Source organism: Flagellimonas yonaguniensis, from assembly GCF_029193885.1.
Lineage (GTDB): Bacteria > Bacteroidota > Bacteroidia > Flavobacteriales > Flavobacteriaceae > Flagellimonas > Flagellimonas yonaguniensis.
Genome location: NZ_JARFVB010000010.1, coordinates 50,575 through 75,262, shown reverse-complemented (window position 1 = coordinate 75,262; position 24,688 = coordinate 50,575). Strand labels below are relative to the sequence as shown.

Below are 24,688 nucleotides of genomic sequence, written 5' to 3'. Positions count from 1 at the left end.
AACACTGTCCCTTACCCTATGCCTGACCGATTTTATCCTGCATGCCCAAAACCATGATCCAGCATCGGACATTGCCGCAGTGGGATCCAAAGTGATTCAATGACGATACGATATGCGCCAACATCCAGAGCCGAACAATAGGAGGTTTTAAACTGCGGAGAAAATAGCCGCACAGTTAAAATTCTTGGAAATCAAAGTGCAAACCGGGGCCGACCAAACCAGTGTGACGGGACTTTTAAAAAGAGACCATCCGGCCAAAGTGGTGGCACGTAGCGCTGATATTGATGCACTACCGGACCGAATGGAGCGACCTTCACTTCAAATCCGAAGTTACATCTGAATATTTGGACAGAAGCAAATAGGTATTTTCAAACTTGTCAATTCGAGTGTTTTTTAAAAAGATTCGCAGAAAAATTATTATTAAGGATTTAAGGGTGGATATTGGTTGATGCCCGTTTTCGATCCTTTTCCAAAGGAAAAACTCGAACTGATGCTATTTTAATGTGAAACTTGGGGTCAATATCTTCCAATATTTGGATTTTGGATATTGGGGATTGATATTTGTAGCCACTACGTCAAATTAAACAAATGGAAGCATTCCTTGATTTTCTGGGCGATATCCCTTGGTGGGTCTGGATATTGATTTTTCTTTTATTGGTCGCCATACGTGATATTTTTTTCCAAAAAGCCCACACCATTAGCCATAACTACCCCATAGTAGGACACCTAAGGTATTGGTTGGAGAGCATTGGGCCGGAAATGCGGCAATATTTTGTGGCCAACAACAGGGAAGAACTCCCATTTAACCGTATTGAACGTAGCTGGATTTATGCATCAGCCAAAAAAGAGAACAATTATGAAGGTTTTGGAACCGATAGGGATATCTACAAACACCAACATATCTTCATTAAAAATGCAATGATCGGGTTTCAAGTACCCGAAGACCATCCCAATGAAAGCAATCCTTATTTTTTACCTTGCGCGAAGGTAATGGGGGCTTACAACAAACGTAGAAAACCCTTTCGGCCTGCCTCGATCATCAATGTTTCCGCCATGAGCTTTGGGTCTTTGTCGGCTGCTGCCATAGCATCATTGAACAAGGGCGTTGAAAAATGTGGCGCATACCACAACACTGGTGAAGGTGGTCTTTCCCCCTATCACAAACAAGGTGGGGACGTTATTTTTCATTTTGGAACAGGCTATTTTGGGGTAAGGTCCCAAGATGGCGGATTTTCCATGGATAAACTGAAAACCTTGGTAGATGAAAACCCTTGCATCAAAGCTATTGAAATAAAACTATCCCAAGGAGCGAAACCTGGCAAAGGCGGCGTACTTCCTGGCTCAAAAATAACACCTGAACTTGCTGAAATCCGTGGTGTTGAGGTGGGCAAGGATGTTATCTCCCCTCCTACCCACAAGGCTTTTTCCACCATTCCTGAACTCATGGGTTTTATTGAATCCATTGCAGAAAAAACCGGATTGCCCGTTGGCATCAAAGGCGCCATCGGAAAAGTGGACCAGTGGATGGAATTGGCCGATTTAATGAAAAAAACAGGAAAAGGACCTGATTTCATCACTATCGATGGCGGTGAAGGTGGGACCGGTGCAGCTCCTCCAAGTTTTGCCGACCATGTTTCCCTACCTTGGACCTATGGATTTTCCAAAGTATACAGTTTGTTCTTGGAACGCGGGCTTACGGAAAGAATCGTATTTATTGGCAGTGGAAAATTGGGCTTCCCCGGAAAAGCGGCAATGGCATTTGCCATGGGAGCCGATTGCATCAACGTGGCCCGTGAGGCCATGATGAGCATTGGGTGCATTCAGGCCCAGGTTTGCCACACCAATAGATGCCCTGCTGGGGTTGCCACACAAAGCAAATGGCGCCAAAATGGCATCAATGTGCCGTTAAAATCCGATAGATTGGCCCAATACTTCAAAACTTTCAGAAAAGAATTTTTGGAAATCACACATGCAGCAGGTTACGAACATCCCTGTCAATTTAATATGAATGATGTGCAAGTAAATGTGGATGATGATTATCTTAGCAGCAACTTGGAGGCCGTTTATCGATATCAAAAAGAAAAAGTCGAATTTGAGTCCATGCAGAAGCTTTTTGATTGCGAACACCTTGGTGGAAGACCGGTATTAAAAAAAACATTTTAATTTAGACCCAAATATTTAAACAGGCAATTGTACCACTTATGAAAAGAAATTTACTCCTAATCCTACTTCTGGCAATAACCACAAGTGCTTTTTCCCAACGAAAAAGTGAACTTTTTGCTGAAATTGACACCTTAAAGTCCAGAATCTCCGAAGTGGAGCAGGAACTGGCCATAGCACAGCGAGAAATATCGTCCGCTAATGCGGAAGCAGAAACCCTGAAATCGGAAAACGCAACCCTTAGGGATGCCAATGCCACGCTTTTGGGCAACATGAGCAACTTTTCCAAGCTATCCAAGCAAAATTCGGACAACGTAGATCGTGCCATGGAAGCCTTGGCAAGAAAGGAAAAACAACTCAGTGGCATCAACGACATGATTTCTTCCAACGATTCCACTGCCATTGTTTCATTGACAAACATTAAAAAAACAATGGGCGAAAATGCCAAAGTCGGCGTTGAGCAAGGTATCGTCATTATCAGTAACAGCCTGAGCTCCCTTTTTGGTTCGGATACAGATGCAGCATTGACAGAAGAGGGAAAAACATGGTTGGCCGGTGTTGCCAACGTGATTAAAGCCAATCCAAATTTCAAGACTGTCGTCGAGGGACTGAACATCACTGGTGAGTTTGGCCCTACCTACAACCAAGTGGCCACTGTGGCTTCGGAATTGGTAACCGTTTTGGAGGTTCCCGCGGAAAGCATCAGTGTTACCGCCAAGGATGGTAATTTCAAGGAAGGCATCAACATCAAACTACAACCCGATTACAAAGGGTTTTACGCTAAGGCCAAAGAAAGTGCAAAAGGGGCGCAATAACCTTTTGGCCTGAAATACTTTTTGGGATTTTGATGCGTTCTAGGTAGTGTAAAATCAATGAAAAACCAGACTACCTTATGAGTGGAGATCAAATACTTCAGTTATTTGCTTATTTATTACCAGCCGTTGTCACTGGCGCGGTCGCTTTCTATTTTTTTAGATTGCATACACGAAACGAAGATGGACGCAGACGGTTTTTGCTGCACAAAGATTCCCAAAAGGAAACCTTGCCCATTCGTTTGCAAGCCTATGAGCGTATGGCCCTTTTCTTGGAACGGATTGCCCTGAACAGCCTTGTGGTCCGTGTAGCGCCAACCGGGAAAAAGAAGAGTGATTACGAAAACTTGCTGATCAAACAGATTGAAACGGAGTTCGAACACAATCTATCGCAGCAGATCTATATGTCCGATGGGTGTTGGAACATCATCAAAACGGCTAAAAACGCTACCATACAAATCATTCGTTCCGCTGGAATGAGCGAAACCGATTCGCCTGATAAATTGCGGGAGGACATCCTTAACCAGACCATGGAGAAGGAATCTCCCTCTGCTGCGGCCCTTGCGTTTGTCAAAAAAGAGGTAAGCGAACTTTGGGATTAATAAATTAAGTTCAAGTGCCAAGTCCAAACCTAGCACAAAAAGAAGAGAAACACGAGCCAAGACTCAAGTTTAGAGTTAGGAGTTATCGGTTATTGAGTTACTGCAAACTGCCAACTGACTTCCCGAGTTCTCCTACACCAAGCATCTGACATCAAACAGCCTATTCCTGTTTATCGGGTTCAATGGGACTCGTTTCCTCGTTCTTGTTCTTGGCATACAGATAACCACGTTTCCACCACAAGGTCATTCGTTCCTTATTGAAGACCAATGAGTTTGTGGTAAGGACCGTAGGCGTGTAATAAAAATTGATGATGGCATCCTTCTGATTGGCCACCAACTTGCCGATACGGATATTCTGATTCTCTATACGGTCGAGCATAAACCCAAAAATGGTGGTAATCAAATCAAATGGGTTTTTGGACGACATACGGTTCAAATGGTTTACCTCAGTATGGAGCACCACCACATCGACTTCGGTTGCCCCGCGGTTCAGGGCTTCTTCAATGGGAACTAAAGTTCCCAAGCCCCCATCGGCATACTCACATCCATTTTTTTTTGCCAAACTCATAAACGGTGTATAGTTGGACGAAATCCATATCCAATCAATGAATTCATCATAGGTACAATTGTTTATGGATTTATATTCCACTTGATTGAGTGATAGATTGGACACCGTGACCACTACATCCATCTTACCCTGCTTCAATTCATTGAACTCTTCGATAGTGATGGACCTACGGATCAATTTTCGGAGGTTCTCGCTCTCTCCAAAGGTCTTTTTACCCTTTATAAAGTTTTTGATGACATTCCAATGATTGATGGCAATCGTCTCAATGCCATGTTTTTTCTTGATGATGAACGGGCAATTATTGAATATGCTATCTTGGTCGACGTTTGAATAGATGTGCTTGATCTTGTCCAACTTGTTCAAGGCCAAATGGGAAATCAAAAGGCTTCCCGTGGAGGTGCCAACGAATAGATCGTAATCGTGCTTGGCTTCTTCAATCAAAAATTGGGCAACACCACCAGCAAAGGCTCCCTTGCTACCTCCTCCCGAAATGACCAATGCCCTCATTCACCTAAAGTTTTCTCCAAATATTGTTTTTCTTCCTGACTTAACAAAGGGTAAAGTCCCTTAATACGGGCCGTGTTCCCTTCGGATTGCAAAAAGTCGCTCAATATTTCCCTGGCCGATTTTTTAAAGTGCCATACATGATGACTACAGGACTCCACCAAGTTCTTAAGCACTGTATCTGTAAAGCCACCGATACTCTTCAAATACTGAAATGCAATCAAACGGGTCTCAAAATGATGTTCGGAACCTGTATACCCGCTTAATTCATCAAAATAGACTGCCTTTGAATCCTTATTGTACTCAGAAGTGACCAAAGCTAGCGTCAACCATAGTAATCTGATGTTTTTATTTGGAAAACCTGTAATTCCATCTGTTTCATTAAGGTATTTGCTCCTGTTTTGAGGGAAATCTGTCCACAAACGATATAGAGCAGCCTCTATCGTTGTATAACTTTTATCTTTTAAAAGGCTTTCTGCTTCAATTTTAAGTTCCGTAGGGATTTTGTTCTGCGACAGGATTACCGCTTGCCTTGTTTTTAAATCTCCAGATTGAAGGATGGAACCCAGTAACTCGGGAGACAAGTTGACCCCATAATCCAAAACAAGGTTTTCCTTCAATTGACTGGATTTTAATTTTCTCCAATGCCGTTTTAAAATTGCTTCGGTCTTGTTTGGCTGCTTCGTTATCTTATCTTTCAACTCAAAATACGTTTTGATGGACGGATTCTTCTCCTGCAAAAATGAAACTACATGCTCATAAGGGAAATCGGGATTCTGTAACCACAATTGCTCAAAATCTTTAAGATCGGTGTTGGATACCTTTTCCAGTTCCTCCATCAAGTTGGGAATGGTCACATTCTTAAATGCATATTTGTTCAGATAGTTCCGGATCCCTTTTTTAAAGGCCTTCTCTCCCAGTCTATCTTGCAGCATTACCAAGGCCCAGGCTCCTTTCTCGTAAAACGTAAGGCTTCCAGCTCCTGAATTTCGCAATGCTTCGCCTCCGTCATCACCGGAAAAACGTTGTAAGGCATTGGCAGTTTCCAATAAATGCCAATAGTAATGATCATCGCCAAAAATATCCTTTTCCGCCAAGTAAGCGTAAAATGTGGCGAAACCCTCGTGCAGCCAATGGTGCTCACTACTGGTTTCAGTGACCAAATCGCCAAACCATTGGTGGGCCAGTTCGTGCGCATTGACGTTCACGTAGTTTTTATCCACAAAAGCCACGGAATCTATCACATATTGGTTGGAAAATATGGTACAAGTGGTGTTCTCCATCCCAGCGTACAGAAAATCCTGAACTGGAACCTGTTTGTAGTTCTGCCACGGATAGGGAACACCGATTTCTGTCTCCAAAAAGTCAAAAATATGCTTGGTATAGCGGTAAGTGGGCTCTACTGTGGTAAAATCAGTGGGTTCGTAATACAACTCTATGGGCACCCCCGAAGATGATTCAATAGCTTTTTTATTGTAGTCCCCAATGGCAAAACCGACCAGATAGCTGCTCATTGGTTTCTCCATATCAAACTGCCATACATAGCCCTTAGAATCGGGCAAGCTTTTTTTTGTGATGAGTTTCCCGTTGGCAATTACCGTATATTTTTGTTTTAGCATGATATCAAGGTCAAACTCGACCTTTTCGGTCATATCATCAAAACTGGGCAACCAATGGCTAGTATATTTTCCTTGGCCCTGGGTCCAAACCTGTTCATTGTTCCTAACTTTATCGTCCCATCCCAAAAAATATACCGTTTGTTTTGGCTTTGCCACATAATCCATCGAAACGATGTGGTTCTCCCCTCCTTTCATTTCGTTTTTAATGGTGATTCTCTTGCCATTGTAATCGTAATCTACTTTTACACCATCGAAAGAAACATTGGAAAATTCCATATTCACGGCATCCAAGAAAAAGGAATCCGCATCCTCAATCACATTAAATTGATACGCAACACTACCATTAAGACGGTTTTCAGCAGGTGTGGGTTCGATGAAAACATCAGCACGGATAAAGTCCACTTTATCCTGAATTTGAGAGGACAGGACTTGCGCAAATAAGAAAAAAATGACTGCGGGGCTCAGCTTCATACCATCATCTTATCAAAAGTCCTTCCAAATTACATATTTTAGTTCGATGAATCCCAATTTTCTGCAAACTCCTATAGCATATTTAAAAGGTGTTGGCCCTAATCGGGCTGATGCTTTAAAGGCCGAATTGGACATTGAGACCTTTAGGGACCTGCTCCACTTGTTTCCCAACCGCTATCTAGACAGAACGAGCTATTACAAGATAAACCAGCTACAGCCCAGCGGTGCCGATGTACAGGTAGTGGGCAAAATTATCCATATAAAAATGGTGGAACAAAAACGGGGAAAGCGTTTGGTGGCCACATTTGTGGATGAAACGGGACAAATGGACCTCGTTTGGTTCCGAGGGCATAAATGGATCAAGGAAAATTTAAAATTGAACGAACCCTACGTGGTCTTTGGCCGGGTCAACAAATACGGAAGCACCTACTCGATGCCACATCCCGAAATGGAGACCTTACAAAAACATCAACAAGGATTGAAAATGGTGATGCAACCCATTTACCCCTCAACCGAGAAATTGGGAAATTTTGGCATTACCAATAGAGTTCTGGGCAAAATGATCCAACAATTGTTCTTGGAATGCCAAGGCAAGTTTCCAGAATCGTTATCGCCCACTATTTTGGAAGAATTAAAATTGATTTCGAAGAGTTCCGCGCTGTTCAATATTCATTTTCCGAAGAATCAGGAATTGTTGGCCAGAGCACAGTTCCGCTTAAAGTTTGAAGAGCTGTTTTTTGTGCAATTACGATTGATATCCCAAAATTTACAGCGGAAGCAAAAAATCAAAGGGATGCCCTTTGAGGCCGTAGGTGAAAAGTTTACCGAATTCTTTGAAAACCACTTGCCCTTTGAATTGACCAAAGCCCAAAAACGGGTTATTAAGGAAATCCGCAACGATTTGGGCAGCAATGCCCAAATGAATCGCTTGTTGCAAGGTGATGTGGGCTCAGGCAAGACCATTGTAGCATTAATGTGTATGTTGTTGGCGATTGATAATGGTTTTCAAACCTGTTTGATGGCCCCCACCGAAATTTTGGCGACACAACACTACAATGGGCTCAAAGAGCTTTTGGAGAATATGGATGTCAAAATTGCATTACTGACAGGTTCTACGAAGAAATCCGAACGCACCTTACTCCACAATCAACTGGAAAATGGTAATTTGAACATACTTGTGGGCACCCATGCGGTTTTGGAGGATAAAGTCCAGTTCAAAAACCTTGGTTTGGCGATTGTGGACGAACAGCACCGATTCGGTGTGGCGCAACGATCTAAATTGTGGCATAAAAATCAGACACCACCCCATATTTTGGTAATGACGGCCACCCCTATTCCAAGAACCTTGGCGATGAGTCTGTACGGGGATTTGGATATTTCGGTAATTGATGAACTACCACCTGGTCGAAAACCGATTAAAACGGTGCACAGGTTCGACAGCAATCGACTGAAGGTCTTTGGTTTCATCAAAGATGAAATCAAAAAAGGTAGACAAATCTATATTGTGTATCCTCTTATCCAAGAGTCTGAAGCACTTGATTACAAGGACTTAATGGATGGCTATGAAAGTATTGCCCGTGATTTTCCACAGCCCGAGTATCAAATTTCCATTGTGCACGGAAAAATGAAGCCTGCTGACAAAGACTACGAAATGGAGCGCTTTGTTAAAGGGGAAACCCAGATTATGATTGCCACAACCGTCATTGAAGTAGGCGTAAACGTACCCAATGCCTCGGTGATGATCATTGAGAGTGCCGAGCGCTTTGGCCTCTCCCAATTGCACCAGCTTCGTGGGCGTGTGGGCCGAGGCGCAGAACAAAGTTTTTGTATTTTAATGACAGGCCACAAACTTTCCGAAGACTCCAAAACTCGATTACAAACCATGGTACGCACCAACGATGGTTTTGAGATTGCGGAGGTCGACCTTAAACTTCGTGGACCTGGTGATTTAATGGGCACGCAACAAAGCGGTATGCTCAATCTTAAGATTGCTGATATTGTGAAGGACAATCAAATTTTGAAAACCGCTCGCTACCATGCCATTCAACTACTAAAGCACGACCCAAGATTGGAAAAGCCGGAAAATGCCCCCATTCTGAACGCCTATTCCAAAATGATGGCCAATAAAACCATTTGGAATTATATTAGTTGATTAAATCATCTGCCGTACTTCAAGTTTAATTTCTACTACTTCTTCACTCAATTTCCAGTAGACGAATAGCATATTTTCTGAATTTATCAACTCAAACAGGGTATTCGTCAATTGATGTCTTATTACTGACCATTGACTTCTTATATTCAGATTTTATATGTATACGGACTTTCCCTAAGTCTGTTTTTAAAGAAAGCCTACTTATGAGAACCGAGTCCGTTAAAAGTATTTGCAGTAAAATACTTTTTATCTTTTTTATCCTAATTGTTGAAACCTCAACTGCCCAAATCTACCCGGTACAGGCCACGCCACAAATGATTCCGCCTTATAGCTTTAAACTGTCCGAGTACACCACAACGACCCAAGAAAAACTGTTTTTGAACCTTTTGCTCACGGATGCCCAAGAGTCCGGTAGGCAAGTGCGCTTGAAACTCTTTGTGGAAGGTCCCATTAATTTTCGATCCACGGATTTTGTGAATGGCGCCCTGCCCATTGTCCTGGATGGGGGAATCAACCAACGCCTGACCAATCTGGACCTACAGCCCTACTTTAACCTGAACAATCTGGTTGGCATCAGTCCTAAACAATACAGCGAACAGTTGCCCGAAGGGCAGTACCGGTTCTGTTTTGAAGTGTACGACCAGTTTTCGGGCCAGCGTATCTCCAACCGTAGCTGTGCCAATATATATTTGGTGCTGAACGACCCGCCCCTGCTCAACGTTCCTTTCCGAGGTGATCTCGTCACGGCCCAAAACCCGCAGAACATTATTTTCAACTGGACCCCAAGGCACATCAACGCCCCAGCGGTACAGTACGAGTTTACCCTAAAGGAACTCTGGGACACCGGTATGGACCCACAGGCCGCCTTTTTGGCCAGTCCACCGCTGTACCAGACCACCACCTTTGCCAATACCCTGCACTACGGCCCCGCACAAATGCAGTTGTTGGAGGGTAAGACATACGGCTGGCAGGTAAGGGCCTTTGTAAGTGATGGGGTAAACATCACAAACTTGTTCCGAAACAGTGGGATGAGCGAAATCTATCATTTTACCTACCGTGCCAATTGCCCACCGCCCCGTTTTGTGCTCTCCGAAGCCGAGAACTCCCAGACCGTACGAATCAATTGGCAAATGGGCGAACATTTGCGCTATAGGGTACAGTACCGCAAAAAAGGTTTTGGGGAAGAGGACTGGTTCGGATTATGGTCGCAATCCAATGAGGCCATTATCCGCAATTTGGAAGCGGGCACGATGTACGAGTTCCGTGTGGGAGGAGACTGCACCCCCCTTCCAACTTCTCAACAAGGGGGAGATATAGGGTTGGCCTATTCGCCCATACACGAGTTTACCACCCCCACCGAGGACGAGATGGCCTACTACAATTGTGGTATCCCACCCGAAGTAGAGATCAGCAACCAAGACCCGTTGCTGAACCTTGGGGTAAACGAGGTGTTCACGGCTGGGGATTTCCCCATCATCGTAAAGTATGTGGACTATTTGGGAGCTGATGATAGATATACTGGTTGGGGCACTATGACGGTACCCTACTTTGGCGATACCAATATTAGGGTGGAGTTCGACAACATTAAGATCAACACCGATTACCAGTTGGTGGAGGGCATGGTGGAAACCAGCTATGATGCGAATTGGAACTCAACAGTAAATTTCTCCAATGAACTATTGAGCCTTCAAGAACTGGCCCAAGATATTATCAATGCCATAAACGAATCCTTTGAAAATGGTAGCATAGGTACATCTGAGCGGGATGCCCAATTAGAAGAAATTGAAACCTTGATGGGCACCCTTGAACAGGCCAAGGAAGATATCCAAATCGGCGAGGCACTTTTGGAAGAAGAAAGCCCTGAAAAGAAAGAACAAGGGAACGAAAAAATAGCTTCAGCTGATGCGAACACAAAACAGGTAGGCGAACAATTAAGGGAAAAAGCCAGAGCATTGGGTGTTGAAGCCGAACCTGGCAGTCCTTTGGAAGACAGTTATTTTGATGCTTTGTTGCCCATTGCCGTGAACGGAAAGGGAACCTTGCCCATTAATATTTTGGATGGTAATGGCACTTTTGAACTGAACCTGGTCTCTAACGATACCCTGTCCACCATAGAGCCCAGGACATTTACCATAGATGGGAACGCTTACACCTTTTACATAACCAGCAGCAAGAGTAGTAATGCAGATATAGCCAATGCACGGCAGGCGGTGGAGAACCCTACCCATGGTGTTGTTGTTTACCTTCACTATGATTTAGCAGAAGCGGTAATGGGCTACAAGGTGGAATTTGCCCCGGACCACTTTGGCGAATTGAGTGATGAAGAACGGGAAGAAGCACGATTTACCTTTAAGCAAGGCATAGCCAACCTTGTTGAAGCCTACCAAATGGCTCAGGAGGTTGAAGATTGGTCGGTGGTTATATCTGAGTCGGTTCAAAACCTGAACAAACAATTAAAAGAAGCTGTTGCCAGTGTTGATCTTCCAAAGGGAACGTGGTACCCAGAAGATGAAGACTACCCTTTTTACAATGGACACTTAGAACCAGTAATTGCAGGAGTTGTGGACGGTGCCTTGGACGAACTCAAGAGCATTCCCCAATTGATCAATGTGGTTACCGATTTTGCCACGGACCAAGAGGCTCGTGACCAGATGATAGCAGCCTTTGAGGATTTGGACATTGAGCAGGCCTTGGATGATTGGATTGCCAAAAAGGACGAAATCTATTCCGGTACAGACATGGCCCTGCGTGACCATGAGGCTGGGAAGGATGGGGTAGCCACGGCTGTATTTTTAGCTACCGCTGGAGCAAGTGCCGTAAAAACCATTAAAAAGGGAGCAGATTATGTAAAGGATTTAGCGAATAAAATTAAACGGTTAAAAAGAGGAAGTATATTAGGGTCAATAGTTAGGACAGGAAATAAGATAGATTATACCAACCCTTCAGGTAAAATTTTGAAATGGACAGAACAAGGTGTGGGAGATATTGACAATGCAATACTATCCGCTAAAAATTTAGATGCAAGTATTCCAGGGAACGCAGGAAAGATTATTGAAGCTAAAGTTGGAGAATTTGTTAAACAACAAAAACGGTTAGATGGATATGCCTTAAAAATAAAAAGAGCGAATAATTCGGTCGCAGGAGATATTGATGTCAGCACGTTAGACGAATTAATTGAAGTGAAAAAGAGTTTTTCAGCTTGGTCAGGTAAAAAAGCTCAAGTCAATAAATTTGTAAACTCATCAATGGATGACTTTTTAAATCCTTATAATAAAAAAGTTATACTGTATATTGATGAACCACTGACGGTAGCTCAAAAATCAACTATAACTAATTATATACCAAATAATGTAACCCTTGTGAACTCTCTTACCGAGCTTCAATTAATATTAAAATAATGGGATTAGCTATTTTATCAAAAAAAGCAGAAGAATTTAATGAAACTTTGAATAATGTTGTGCTAACAATTATTAATGCTCGCTTAAATTTATGTATTCAAGATAATGCTGTTAATGATGATGGAAGAATTGAGATAGAAATAGCTAAAAAATATATCAATGATGAGTATTTATCAATGGATATTATAACAAAGAGGGAGCAAATTGAACAAAATCATCCAGATTTACTAGAAATATTATTTAAAAATCAAAACTATTTTATGATTGCTGGGACAGCTGATGCTGATTGTGAACATCTAATTTACGATTTTTCATTATCATATTTACGCTTACAACCTGACCATATTATTTGTATTTATGATGAAGCTTTTATTACTGCGGAAGGAATTAAGAAGATTGAATCTAAAAAAGGATTTTATTCAGGATGGATGAAAAAATTTATGGGATAGATTATCCTCCACTAGCGCAAGCCTCTTGGCTTGTACCAAATATGAGTAAGAGATTACGATTACCTTAATAATTATATAAAAGTTCTTTGAAATAACATAGAGATATAGATACGAGCGAGACGCTCGCACCAGTAGGGGATTTATTCAGGATGGATAATTAAAAATGAAAAAATTGATGTGTTATTATTGTCATTACCATTTGTAGATTGGGTAAAATAGAGTTTATGAAAAGATTTGATTTATGTATTGTGATAAATAATATTGATTACAATAATGCATTTGCAATTATTTTAGACATTGATTATGACGATTTTTACCATGTTGAAATTTGGGATTTCGATAAACATGATGGTGCTATAATTGACTATGTTAATGTTAAAAATTTACGATTGGCAACCTCAAAAGAGATTAAAGAATATCAAAAAAGATTTAAAAAATATTCCGAAAAATATGAAAAGAGGAAATAGCTATAATTCTTTCACTCTCATTTAATGGATTTGTCAAGTAAAATAATATGCAATTGTATGATTTATGTATTGTAATTAATCATTCCAAAAAGGAGTGGAATGGAAAATATGCAATAATCATTGAAGATTCTTATCCAGAATATTATTTAGTTGAGTTATGGACATTTGAACCGGATAATGAAGTTCAAATGAAATCTTTTTTACCTAGCAATTTGAGGTTAGCGGCTGAAGATGAGGTAAAAGAGTACCAAGAAAAATTTAAGGCATATTGTGATAGGAATAATAAAGCTTGAATCTATTCATTATGAAATTATACGATATATGTATTTTAAAAACAGGATTCAAGCTTTATTCAGAAGGAACTTATGTCATTCTTATAGATGATGGGTTAAAACCAATTTATATGGCAGAATTTTGGAATTTTGAAGAATTCAACGGTGCTCAGATTGATGCTGTTGATGAGGAATATTTACGATTGGCAATGGATGTGGAAATCAAAGAGTATCAAGTAAGATTTAAAGAATATTGTGATAGAAATAATAATGCTTAAGGATATGTACTAAATTGAAGTGGAATTGAATGGTTCAGAAATCAAGAGTGTAGAAGATTTTCATACTCAAATAAAAGAATTATTAGAGCTTCCTGACTATTATGGAAAAAACTTGGATGCATTGTGGGATTGTATGTCAGGATGGGTAAACATGCCCTTAAAATTGATATGGATTGATTATAAAATTACCAAGAATAATATTGGTGGTTTCGCCGATAGAGCTTTGAAATTATTTGATGATGCTCAAAAAGAGATTAAAGGTTTCAGTTTTGAATGTAAATAGATGGATACGGAGAAAGTGGTTACCCCCAGTAGGACAAGCCTGTTAACTTGTGCCGAATATGAGTAAGAGATTGCCTATTATCACATAAAAGTTCTTTGAGGTACTTTGAGAATAAATAGATACGAGCGGGACGCTCGCACCATCAAGGGTATTCTCCTGTTCGGTTTGTTCATTGGTATCAGGTTCTGATGAATCAGAACTACAAGAAACAATAATACAAAGGCAAAGTAAAGCGAAGAGGTTTTTCATAGATTATGTAAGATTTTTCTAAAGAAATGGATTTTATTTATTTCAACAAAGGTATTTCCATCAATAGCACAAATTCTAGTTTAATCCCATTTCAAATTCAATGAATTATCAAGAAAATTGGTTTATCCTAAACCGATATTTTAAATTTAAATAACTTAGATTAAAAATTGTTTCGCCACTTGCATGACATCTCCAATATTTACCTTGCTCTTTTATTTGTTACAATCTGAATATCAACCCTTAAGATTTGTTAACTTTAAAAACAACCCATTGAAATTGCGGTTGAACATCGTAATTTTACCAGAACCGAAAATCGGTTTTACACACAAATTTTAACTTTGTAGGCTTACAAATTATTGAAGACACAATGAGCAAGACACTTTTTGATAAAGTTTGGGATTCCCACGTGGTAAAGCATATTGAGAACGGTCCGGATGTACTCTTTATTGACAGGCATTTGGTCCACGAAGTAACGAGTCCCGTAGCTTTTTTAGGATTAAAGAACAGAGGCATAAAAGTATTGTACCCAGAGCGCACTTTTGCGACCGCAGACCACAATACGCCGACACGAAACCAACACTTGCCCGTTAAGGACCCCTTGTCCGCTAATCAGCTAAAGGCTTTGGAAGAAAATGCCAACGCCCATAACATACCATATTGGGGACTTGGACATAAGAAAAACGGAATTGTACACGTAATTGGTCCGGAAAACGGAATTACCGTACCTGGGGCCACGATAGTTTGCGGTGATTCACACACTTCTACACACGGAGCCTTTGGTGCCATCGCCTTTGGTATCGGAACCAGTGAAGTGGAAATGGTGCTTTCCACACAATGCATTATGCAGCCTAAACCCAAAAGTTTGCGTATCAATGTGAACGGGGAATTAAGCGAAGCTGTTACACCAAAGGATGTGGCGCTCTTCATCATTTCCAAATTGTCCACTTCCGGTGCAACCGGCTATTTTGCCGAATATGCAGGTGATGTCTTCAAAAATATGTCGATGGAAGGCCGTATGACGGTTTGTAATCTAAGTATTGAAATGGGTGCCCGTGGCGGTATGATCGCTCCCGATGAAACCACTTTTGAATATATTAAAGGAAGGGAATACACCCCAAAAGGCAAGGATTGGGATGCTGCCATGGCATACTGGAGCACGCTCTATTCAGATGAAGATGCTCAATTTGATAAGGAATTGACTTTTGATGCCAGTGAGATAGAACCCATGATCACTTTTGGCACCAATCCTGGAATGGGCATCGGTATCAGTAAGGATATTCCTTTGGCAGAGAGTATTGACGGCTCTCCAGCGACCTACAAAAAATCCTTGGAATATATGGATTACAACGAAGGTGAGGCCATGGTTGGAAAACCCATCGATTTTGTATTCCTTGGAAGCTGTACCAATGGTAGAATTGAAGATTTTAGAGCTTTCGCTTCCATCATTAAAGGAAGGAAAAAAGCGGACAACGTGACCGCTTGGTTGGTTCCAGGATCCCATAAAGTGGAAGAGGCTATCAAGGAAGAGGGTATCTTGGATATTTTGACCGAAGCTGGTTTTGAATTGAGAGAACCTGGCTGTTCCGCGTGTTTGGCCATGAACGATGATAAAATTCCCGCAGGTAAATATGCCGTAAGTACGTCCAATAGAAACTTTGAAGGACGACAAGGACCTGGAGCACGTACGCTATTGGCTAGTCCTTTGGTGGCTGCAGCTGCCGCAGTTACCGGTAAAGTGACCGACCCAAGGGAACTAATACGAGAAGAAGTTTTAGCTTAACAATAAACAATGAACAAAGCAATTAGCAATTCATTGTTAATTGAACATTGATAACTGATAATTGAAAGAAAAATGGCTTACGATAAATTCAACATACTAACAAGTTCAGCGGTACCATTGCCTATCGAAAATGTGGATACCGACCAAATCATCCCGGCACGATTCCTAAAAGCTACCGAGCGTAAAGGATTCGGGGACAATTTGTTCCGTGACTGGAGATATAATTCCGATGGCACGCCCAAAGAGCAATTTGTACTGAACAACCCTATCTACTCTGGAAAAATATTGGTAGGAGGCAAAAACTTCGGTTCAGGCTCCTCTAGAGAGCACGCAGCTTGGGCAGTATATGACTATGGTTTCCGTTGTGTGGTATCCAGTTTTTTTGCAGATATTTTTAGGGGTAACTGCCTGAACATCGGTGTACTTCCGGTTCAGGTAAGTCCAGAATTTTTGGACAAAATCTTCAAAGCAATCGAAGCTGACCCAAAAACGGAGTTGGAAATCAATCTACCGGAACAAAAAATCACCATTTTAGCTTCGGGCGAAAGTGAAAGCTTTGACATAAACGATTATAAAAAACAGAATATGCTCAATGGCTTTGATGATATCGACTACTTGTTGAACATCCAAAAAGATATTGAGAAATACGCCGAAAGCACACCTCTATAATCCATTGCTCGGAACACTACGGCACTAAAAAATGAAAACACGTACCATAGAAATTATGGACACCACCCTACGGGATGGTGAACAAACCTCTGGGGTTTCCTTCTCGGCTTCCGAAAAACTTACCCTGGCCAAACTCCTGTTGGAAGAACTTAAGGTAGATCGTATCGAAGTGGCTTCTGCCCGTGTTTCCGAAGGAGAACTGCAAGCGGTTAAAAACATAACCGATTGGGCAGCAGTTGAGGGCTATATATCCAAAGTGGAGGTTTTGACCTTTGTGGACAAAGGGGTTTCCCTTAAATGGATGCAAGAAGCGGGGGCTAAAGTGCAAAATCTACTTACCAAGGGTTCATTGAATCATTTAACCCATCAACTCAAAAAGACTCCAGAACAGCATTTTGAAGAAATTGAAAATGTAGTTTCAGAAGCTCAAAAGCTGGGGATTGAAACCAATGTTTATTTGGAGGATTGGAGCAATGGAATGCGCAATTCCAAAGACTACGTTTTTCAGTTTTTGGATTTTTTGACCCAACAACCTATTAAACGAATTCTGCTTCCAGATACCTTGGGCGTATTGACCCATACCGAAACAGGGGATTTTTTCAAGGAAATCATTGAACGGTACCCAAACGCACATTTTGATTTTCATGGACACAACGATTACGATTTAAGTGTAGCCAATGTGATGGAGGCATTGAAAGCTGGTGCCCATGGACTGCACCTTACCGTTAATGGCATGGGAGAACGGGCAGGGAATGCACCTTTGGCCAGTGCCGTAGCCGTAATCAACGATTTTTTACCGGAAATCAAGATTGGCGTAAAGGAATCATCGCTTTACAAAGTGAGTAAATTGGTATCTGCCTTTACCGGTTTCAGTATACCTGACAACAAACCTATTGTTGGAGATAATGTATTTACTCAAACTGCTGGAATACACGCGGATGGAGATAGCAAAAACAATCTTTACTTTAATGATTTATTGCCTGAGCGATTTGGTAGAAAACGTAAATATGCACTAGGGAAAACATCAGGAAAAGCCAATATCCAAAAGAATCTTCAGGAGCTTGGGTTGACGTTGAACGATGATGAACTCAAAAAAGTTACCGAACGTATTATTGAGCTTGGCGACAAGAAAGAACGAGTCACAAAAGATGATCTGCCCTACATTATCTCTGATGTCCTGGATAGCAACCTACATCAGCAAAAGGTTTTTGTAAAATCCTATGTGCTTACACACTCCAAAGGACTGAAACCCTCCACCACCCTTTCCATAGAAATTGAAGGGAAGACTTACGAGGAAAATGCCCAAGGAGATGGGCAGTTCGATGCGTTTATCACAGCTTTGAAAAAAGTGTACAAAAAAGAGGGTCGGGAATTGCCCAAATTAGTGGATTATGCAGTTCGCATACCTCCCGGCAGTAATTCCGATGCACTCTGCGAGACAGTCATTACTTGGCAGACCAAAGAAAAAGACTTTACCACCCGTGGGTTGGATTCAGACCAAACGGTATCTGCCATCAAAGCCACAGAAAAAATGTTGAATTTAGTATAGTAGACTTTGATAATTGTTTATTGATAACTGATAATTGATATAATGAAACTAAACATAGCGCTCTTGGCCGGAGATGGAATTGGCCCCGAAGTAATTAATCAAGCCGTAAAAGTATCTGATGCCGTTGCTTCAAAGTTCGGTCACGAAATCAGTTGGACACCTGCTTTAACCGGTGCCGCAGCGATTGATGCCGTTGGAGAACCTTACCCTGACGAAACCCACGAAGCCTGTGTTGCTGCCGATGCCGTTCTTTTTGGCGCTATTGGCCACCCACGTTTTGACAACGACCCATCTGCCAAGGTGCGTCCCGAGCAAGGTTTGTTGAAAATGCGCCAAAAATTGGGATTGTTCGCGAATGTTCGACCCACCTTTACTTTCCCTTCCTTGATTGAAAAATCTCCTTTGAAAAAAGAGCGGATTGAGGGAACTGACCTTGTTTTTCTCCGTGAACTGACCGGAGGCATCTATTTTGGAAAACGAGGCCGTGAGGATAATGACAATACAGCTTACGACACTTGCACCTATACCCGGGAAGAAGTTGAGCGTTTGGCAAAAAAAGGCTTTGAGATGGCGATGCAACGTTCTAAAAAGCTTTGCTGCGTTGACAAGGCCAATGTTTTGGAAACTTCACGTTTGTGGAGGGAAACAGTTCAGAAACTGGAAAAAGACTATCCCGAAGTGGAAGTATCCTATGAATTTGTGGATGCCGTAGCCATGCGTTTGGTACAATGGCCAAGTGCTTACGACGTTTTGATCACCGAAAACCTGTTCGGAGACATTTTAACGGATGAAGCTTCCGTGATTTCAGGATCTATGGGATTGATGCCATCTGCTTCTTTGGGGGAAAAGACTTCTTTGTTCGAGCCTATCCACGGTTCTTACCCACAAGCGGCAGGAAAGGATATCGCAAACCCATTGGCAACGGTTCTTTCTGCTGCCATGATGTTCGAAACAGCATTTGGACTAAAAGATGAAGCTGAAGCTATCCGTGAGGTAGTGAACAAATCATTGGCCAAAGGTGTAGTCACCGAAGACCTTGCCGATGGTGGAAAAGCATACAAGACCAGTGAAGTTGGGAACTGGTTGGCTGAAAATATTTAATCAACCAAAAAAAAACCAAAAAAAAGCCCCGAATTTCGGGGCTTTTTATTTTTGACACTCCTGATTGTTTTAGAAATTCGTCAATTCGAGTGTTTTGGAGTAGAACGAAAAAATGTATCGAGAATCAGAGTTTCATCATTTTAAATCTTGTTCTCGATACATTTTCCTTTGGAAAAAACTCGAACTGACATTTATTTAATTTACAAAATATAATCCGTACTCAAAAAGTTGCTCACTTTGGCTTCCATTAATTGTTCTACGGTCTGGACGTTCAAATTATTATCCTTGAACGCTACAAATGTTCGTATAGAGAACGAGCGCAGGGCATCATGCACGCTCAAAGTGGATTGGGCAGAATCTTTTCTTCCTGTAAATGGGTACACGTCCGGTCCGCGCTGACAAGAACTGTTCAGGTTCACACGGCATACCAAATTCGCCAGAGTATCGATAAGCGGAGACAGGGTGTACACGTCCTTACCGAACAGGCTCACCTGTTGTCCGTAGTTGGATTCCGCCATATCATCCAAAGGCTCTTCGATATCCTGGAACGAAAGCACAGGAATTATCGGCCCGAACTGCTCTTCTTGATATACCCGCATATCCTTGGTCACAGGGTAAAGCACTGCTGGCCATATATAATTATCAAAATGCTTCCCTCCTTTTTTGTTGATGATTTTAGCACCTTTAGCCAAAGCATCATCCAGTAACTCCTGAATATAAGCAGGCTTATCAGGTTCGGGAAGCGGCGTCAAGTTCACACCGTCGTCCCATGGGTTACCGAATTTCAACCCATCCACTTTCTCAGCAAAACGCTTCAGGAAATCATCTTTTACTTCGTCGTGGACATAAACCACCTTCAAAGCGGTACAGCGCTGCCCGTTAAAGGACAATGTGCCCGAAATACACTCATTGATGGTCAAATCCAATTCGGCATCAGGAAGCACAATGGCCGGATTCTTGGCCTCCAAGCCCAAAACCAAACGCAACCTGTTGCTTTTTGGGTGCTGCTCCTGCAAGGCATTGGCCGATTTGCTATTTCCAATCAAAGCCAAAACATCGACCTTGCCTGTTTGCATTATCGGAGCCGCTACGGCCCTTCCTCGACCAAAAAGTATATTTACAACTCCTTTTGGAAAACTGCTCTGAAAAGCCTCCAAAAGCGGTGTAATCAACAAAACTCCATGCTTTGCAGGCTTAAAAATAGTGGTATTCCCCATGATGATGGCTGGAATCAATAAAGCAAAGGTCTCGTTTAACGGGTAGTTGTATGGTCCCAGACACAATACGACACCGAGCGGCCCCCTACGGATATGGGCATAAACACCATCGTGTTTCTCAAACTTGGCACTATCGCGATCCAACTTCTTGTAATCTTCAATGGTGTCATAAATATACTCAACGGTACGATCAAACTCTTTGTAAGAATCTGGCTTGGATTTCCCTATTTCCCACATTAAAAGCTTTACCACTTGTTCACGCTTTTGTTCCATTTTCTTCACAAAGGTTTCCATGCATTCCACACGATCCTTTACCTTCATGGTTGGCCAAAGCCCCTGTCCTTTGTCATATGCTGCCAAAGCCGAATCGAGAGCATCCAAGGCTTCGGCTTCGCCCATATCCGGCACACTCCCCAGAGTAGTCGGGGCATATTCCCCTGTAGAGGATATTGTGGAAATAACAGGACTGGTATCACCATCCCATTTCCGTAGTTCCCCATTGACCAAATATGTTTTTTGATGAATCTCCTCGGTAATCTGAAAAGCTTCCGGTATTGCCGTTGTAGTTGTTGCCATTAGTTGTTGTTTTACTTTGATTAGTGATCTTATTGATTGTCCATCCTACACAAAATTAACATAAAAACAAATGAAAGGTTCTTAGTTTTCACGCAATCGATAACGAAAAGGATGGAGAACCAAGTTTATAATAATGATGCTTTAAAATGTTGGTGGCATCACACCAAATATTGGAACAGATCAGGTTTGTTGTTAAGATAGTCTCCAAAGAAGTTGTTTTCTTTCATCCGCTGGATCAAAGGCTCTAGATCATCTGGCGATTTTAGTTCCACCCCGACGATGGCAGGTGCATTTTCCCTGCTCGATTTTTTGGAATATTCAAAATGCGTGATGTCGTCATTGGGGCCCAAAATATCCACCACAAATTCTTTCAACGCACCTGGACGCTGCGGAAACCTCACAATAAAATAGTGTTTCAGTTGGGCGTACAGCAAGGCCCTTTCCTTGATTTCTGCAGTACGGGTGATATCGTTATTGCTTCCGCTTACCACACAGACCACTTTCCTACCCTTGATTTCTTCCTTGAAATAGTCCAAGGCTGCAATTGTCAAAGCTCCAGCAGGTTCTACAACAATGGCATCCCTGTTATAAAGATCCAAGATGGTCTGGCATACTTTCCCTTCGGGAACTGTTACCATTTTGTGCAGATATTCCTTGCAAATGGGATAGGTTAACGACCCAACTTTTTGAACTGCGGCACCATCAATGAACTTATCGATTTTTTCCAGCTCCACCAATTTCCCCTGCTCAATGGATTTTAGCATGGACGGGGCTCCTTCAGGTTCCACCCCTATTATTTTGGTATTGGGCGATAATGCTTGGAACGTGCCACAAAGTCCTGATGCCAATCCGCCACCACCAACGGCCACAAAAACATAATCGATGGGCTCGCTGGATTGCTGCAGCATCTCCAAACCAACGGTTGCTTGGCCCTCAATGGTTTTTTCATCATCAAACGGATGAACAAAGGTTTTGCCTTCCTGTTCGCAGAACAATTCAGCCGCTTTTTTGGAATCGTCAAAAGTGTCTCCTTCCAGAACCACATCGACCCAATCCCCACCAAACATTTTGGTCTGATCTATCTTTTGTTTAGGGGTTACAACGGGCATATAAATGGTTCCCTTAACATTCAAATGACTGCAAGCAAAGGCAACGCCCTGAGCATGGTTTCCTGCACTGGCACAAACCACACCGCTATCCAATTGTTTTTGACTGAGGGAACTTATTTTATTGTACGCCCCACGGATTTTGTAACTGCGTACCCTGTGAAGATCCTCTCTTTTAAGGAGAATATTGGCCCCATGGGTTTTGGAATAGCGGATACTTTGCTGCAAAGGTGTTTCCTTCGCCACTTGGGCAATGGTCTTTGCTGCCTGATAAATATCCGCTATTTGCGGAAAATAGATTTCCACAGTTTCACTCATAGGACCGAGTTTTGTATTATCCGATTGGCTTCATTGCCGTCATTGATGCACGTAATCTGGCACCAACCACTTCTACATCATGCTCACGGATGGCTTTGTTCACGGCAATCAACCTTACGTTGTCCACACCAGTGTCTTTGCCTTCTCTAAAGTGCTTTCCTATGATGTCAGTCTCCACGGTTTTCATGAAATCGGTCAACAGTGGCTTACACGCATGGTCGAACAAATAACAACCGTACTCTGCCGTATCGGAGATGACACGGTTCATTTCGAACAATTTCTTTCTTGCAATGGTGTTTGCAATCAATGGCGTCTCGTGCAACGATTCATAATATGCGGACTCGCCAATGATTCCGGATTCGGTCATGGTCTCATAGGCCAATTCCACTCCTGATTTCACAAAAGCGACCATCAATACTCCATTGTCGTAATACTCTTGCTCAGAGATTTCCATATCCCCGGCTGGTGTTTTTTCAAAGGCGGTTTCTCCAGTTGCTGCCCTCCAATCCAATAGGTTTTTATCACCATTGTCCCAGTCTTCCATCATGGTTTTGGAGAAATGTCCGCTCATAATGTCATCCATGTGCTTTTGGAACAATGGACGCATGATCACTTTCAACTCCTCTGCCAAATCAAAAGCTTTGATCTTGGCTGGATTGGACAAACGGTCCATCATATTGGTAATACCCCCTTGCTTCAAACCTTCGGTAATGGTTTCCCACCCGTATTGAATCAATTTGGAGGCGTAGGCTTCATCGATCCCTTTTTCCACCATTTTGTTGAAGGAAAGGATAGATCCTGTTTGCAACAAACCACAAAGAATAGTCTGCTCTCCCATCAAATCCGACTTTACTTCCGCCACAAATGAGGATTCAAGAACACCTGCCTTGTCCCCACCGGTTCCAGCAGCATAGGCTTTGGCTTGTTCCAACCCTTTACCTTCCGGGTCATTTTCTGGGTGTACGGCAATCAAGGTTGGTACACCGAAACCTCTTTTGTACTCTTCACGCACCTCGGAACCTGGACTTTTCGGAGCCACCATGATTACGGTAAGGTCTTCACGCACCTGCATACCCTCTTCCACAATGTTGAAACCATGGGAATAGGATAAGGTTGCTCCTTGCTTCATCAGAGGCATTACTGTGCTTACCACATTGGTGTGCTGCTTATCCGGGGTCAGATTGATGACCAAATCAGCGGTTGGAATCAATTCCTCATAAGTTCCCACCACAAAGTTGTTCTCTTTTGCGTTTTTAAAGGATTGTCTTTCCTCTTTTATAGCTGCTGGACGGAGGGCATAGGAGATATCCAAACCGGAATCACGCATGTTCAACCCTTGGTTCAGTCCTTGGGCGCCACACCCAACAATTACGATTTTCTTTCCTTTTAGTACGGTAACACCATCAGCAAACTCGCTGGAATCCATAAATCTACATTTTCCCAACTGTGTCAGTTGTTCGCGAAGTGATAGTGTGTTAAAGTAATTTGCCATTTTTAATATTTGATTTTATGCTATTTAGTTTTCTTGAAATTCTTGTAATATTTCGCTTATTGGCATCGTTGCTTTTGTCACTGCAATTCTGCCCGAACGCACAAATTGCATGATGCCATAAGGTTCCAATGCATCGTGCATTTCGTCAATCTCGTGCCTGCGACCAGTTTTCGCCAAGGCAAAAAACTCACGATTTACGGTAACGATCTGCGCATTGCTTTCTTTGATGATGTTTTGAATCTGACGCTCATCGAACAACAAATGCGAAGCGATCTTGAACAGAGCGGATTCTTGATAAATGGTTTCATCATCGGTATGATAGTATGCCTTGATGACCTCTATCTGTTTCTCGATTTGACCAACGATTTTCCGCGTCCAGTCCTCGGTGGTAAAAACCACAATCGTGAATTTGGAAACACCTTCAATCTCTGATTTAGAAACATTTAGACTTTCTATGTTGATATGTCGCTTTAAGAATATCCCTGATATCCTATTGAGCAATCCCACATGATTTTCGGAATACACCGAGATGGTATACCATTGTTTTTCCATAGTTTTTTATACGCTTGCACCCTGATGAATTCAAATATACCTTT

General features: G+C 42.1%; 21 protein-coding genes. 15 read left to right on the top strand and 6 right to left on the bottom strand.

Translation table 11 applies throughout. From position 1 onward, the window contains the following. Positions 1-184: 184 nt before the first annotated feature. The 4 genes from PY092_RS14435 to PY092_RS14420 all read left to right on the top strand — a co-directional run bounded on the left by PY092_RS14435 (position 185) and on the right by PY092_RS14420 (position 3,574). On the top strand, positions 185-340 hold the full coding sequence (locus PY092_RS14435; RefSeq protein WP_275616510.1) for a hypothetical protein: 156 nt from the start codon (positions 185-187) through the stop codon (positions 338-340). 248 nt (positions 341-588) lie between these two features. Next, positions 589-2,163 carry an FMN-binding glutamate synthase family protein gene (locus tag PY092_RS14430; RefSeq protein ID WP_275616509.1) on the top strand — a complete coding sequence of 525 codons (1,575 nt, stop codon included), beginning with the start codon at positions 589-591 and terminating at the stop codon, positions 2,161-2,163. 38 nt (positions 2,164-2,201) lie between these two features. Then, entirely contained in the window at positions 2,202-2,975 is a 774-nt protein-coding gene (locus tag PY092_RS14425; protein ID WP_275616508.1) for a hypothetical protein, read from the top strand. A gap of 77 nt (positions 2,976-3,052) precedes the next feature. Continuing rightward, positions 3,053-3,574, top strand: coding sequence for a DUF7935 family protein (locus PY092_RS14420; protein WP_275616507.1), 522 nt, complete (start codon positions 3,053-3,055; stop codon positions 3,572-3,574). A 160-nt stretch (positions 3,575-3,734) separates the two neighbouring features. On the opposite strand, the gene PY092_RS14415 is transcribed toward PY092_RS14420, so the two are convergent. Together PY092_RS14415 and PY092_RS14410 are read right to left on the bottom strand one after the other, a co-directional pair. Continuing rightward, positions 3,735-4,649 (bottom strand): patatin-like phospholipase family protein, encoded by a 915-nt coding sequence (locus tag PY092_RS14415; RefSeq protein ID WP_275616506.1) that lies wholly within the window; start codon positions 4,647-4,649, stop codon positions 3,735-3,737. Continuing rightward, a complete protein-coding gene (locus PY092_RS14410; RefSeq protein ID WP_275616505.1) occupies positions 4,646-6,736 on the bottom strand; it encodes a M1 family metallopeptidase in 2,091 nt (696 codons plus the stop codon). The genes PY092_RS14415 and PY092_RS14410 overlap by 4 nt, the downstream gene beginning before the upstream one ends. A 46-nt stretch (positions 6,737-6,782) precedes the next feature. On the opposite strand from PY092_RS14410, the gene recG reads away from it, so the two are divergent. From recG to leuB, 11 genes are all read left to right on the top strand, one after another. Then, positions 6,783-8,888 carry an ATP-dependent DNA helicase RecG gene (gene recG, locus PY092_RS14405; protein ID WP_275616504.1) on the top strand — a complete coding sequence of 702 codons (2,106 nt, stop codon included), beginning with the start codon at positions 6,783-6,785 and terminating at the stop codon, positions 8,886-8,888. A 203-nt stretch (positions 8,889-9,091) separates the two neighbouring features. After that, on the top strand, positions 9,092-12,286 hold the full coding sequence (locus PY092_RS14400) for a fibronectin type III domain-containing protein (RefSeq protein ID WP_275616503.1): 3,195 nt from the start codon (positions 9,092-9,094) through the stop codon (positions 12,284-12,286). Then, positions 12,286-12,735: a hypothetical protein gene (locus tag PY092_RS14395; protein ID WP_275616502.1), complete on the top strand. Its 450-nt coding sequence runs from the start codon at positions 12,286-12,288 to the stop codon at positions 12,733-12,735. Before PY092_RS14400 ends, PY092_RS14395 begins: the two co-directional genes overlap by 1 nt. Before the next feature lie 224 nt (positions 12,736-12,959). Next, positions 12,960-13,202 carry a hypothetical protein gene (locus PY092_RS14390; protein ID WP_275616501.1) on the top strand — a complete coding sequence of 81 codons (243 nt, stop codon included), beginning with the start codon at positions 12,960-12,962 and terminating at the stop codon, positions 13,200-13,202. 47 nt (positions 13,203-13,249) lie between these two features. Next, the gene (locus PY092_RS14385; RefSeq protein WP_275616500.1) at positions 13,250-13,495 is read left to right on the top strand and encodes a hypothetical protein; all 246 of its coding nucleotides are present in this window, start codon (positions 13,250-13,252) and stop codon (positions 13,493-13,495) included. Between the two features lie 11 nt (positions 13,496-13,506). Continuing rightward, the gene (locus PY092_RS14380; protein ID WP_275616499.1) at positions 13,507-13,752 is read left to right on the top strand and encodes a hypothetical protein; all 246 of its coding nucleotides are present in this window, start codon (positions 13,507-13,509) and stop codon (positions 13,750-13,752) included. Positions 13,753-13,777: 25 nt separating this feature from the next. Beyond that, positions 13,778-14,035 carry a barstar family protein gene (locus tag PY092_RS14375; protein WP_275616498.1) on the top strand — a complete coding sequence of 86 codons (258 nt, stop codon included), beginning with the start codon at positions 13,778-13,780 and terminating at the stop codon, positions 14,033-14,035. A 616-nt stretch (positions 14,036-14,651) separates the two neighbouring features. Next, positions 14,652-16,064: a 3-isopropylmalate dehydratase large subunit gene (leuC, locus tag PY092_RS14370; RefSeq protein ID WP_275616497.1), complete on the top strand. Its 1,413-nt coding sequence runs from the start codon at positions 14,652-14,654 to the stop codon at positions 16,062-16,064. Between the two features lie 72 nt (positions 16,065-16,136). Beyond that, positions 16,137-16,733, top strand: a complete 597-nt coding sequence (gene leuD / locus PY092_RS14365; RefSeq protein ID WP_275616496.1) for a 3-isopropylmalate dehydratase small subunit — start codon at positions 16,137-16,139, stop codon at positions 16,731-16,733. Between the two features lie 31 nt (positions 16,734-16,764). Further along, positions 16,765-18,282 carry an alpha-isopropylmalate synthase regulatory domain-containing protein gene (locus tag PY092_RS14360; RefSeq protein WP_275616495.1) on the top strand — a complete coding sequence of 506 codons (1,518 nt, stop codon included), beginning with the start codon at positions 16,765-16,767 and terminating at the stop codon, positions 18,280-18,282. A gap of 42 nt (positions 18,283-18,324) precedes the next feature. Beyond that, on the top strand, positions 18,325-19,383 hold the full coding sequence (leuB, locus tag PY092_RS14355) for a 3-isopropylmalate dehydrogenase (protein WP_275616494.1): 1,059 nt from the start codon (positions 18,325-18,327) through the stop codon (positions 19,381-19,383). 200 nt (positions 19,384-19,583) lie between these two features. On the opposite strand, the gene PY092_RS14350 is transcribed toward leuB, so the two are convergent. From PY092_RS14350 to ilvN, 4 genes are all read right to left on the bottom strand, one after another. Beyond that, positions 19,584-21,176 carry an NADP-dependent glyceraldehyde-3-phosphate dehydrogenase gene (locus PY092_RS14350; RefSeq protein ID WP_275616493.1) on the bottom strand — a complete coding sequence of 531 codons (1,593 nt, stop codon included), beginning with the start codon at positions 21,174-21,176 and terminating at the stop codon, positions 19,584-19,586. A 158-nt stretch (positions 21,177-21,334) separates the two neighbouring features. Further along, positions 21,335-22,600, bottom strand: coding sequence for a threonine ammonia-lyase IlvA (gene ilvA, locus PY092_RS14345; protein ID WP_275616492.1), 1,266 nt, complete (start codon positions 22,598-22,600; stop codon positions 21,335-21,337). 16 nt (positions 22,601-22,616) lie between these two features. Continuing rightward, positions 22,617-24,092 (bottom strand): ketol-acid reductoisomerase, encoded by a 1,476-nt coding sequence (gene ilvC / locus PY092_RS14340; protein WP_275616491.1) that lies wholly within the window; start codon positions 24,090-24,092, stop codon positions 22,617-22,619. Between the two features lie 24 nt (positions 24,093-24,116). Then, the gene (gene ilvN, locus PY092_RS14335) at positions 24,117-24,644 is read right to left on the bottom strand and encodes an acetolactate synthase small subunit (RefSeq protein ID WP_275616490.1); all 528 of its coding nucleotides are present in this window, start codon (positions 24,642-24,644) and stop codon (positions 24,117-24,119) included. Between the last annotated feature and the right edge of the window lie 44 nt (positions 24,645-24,688).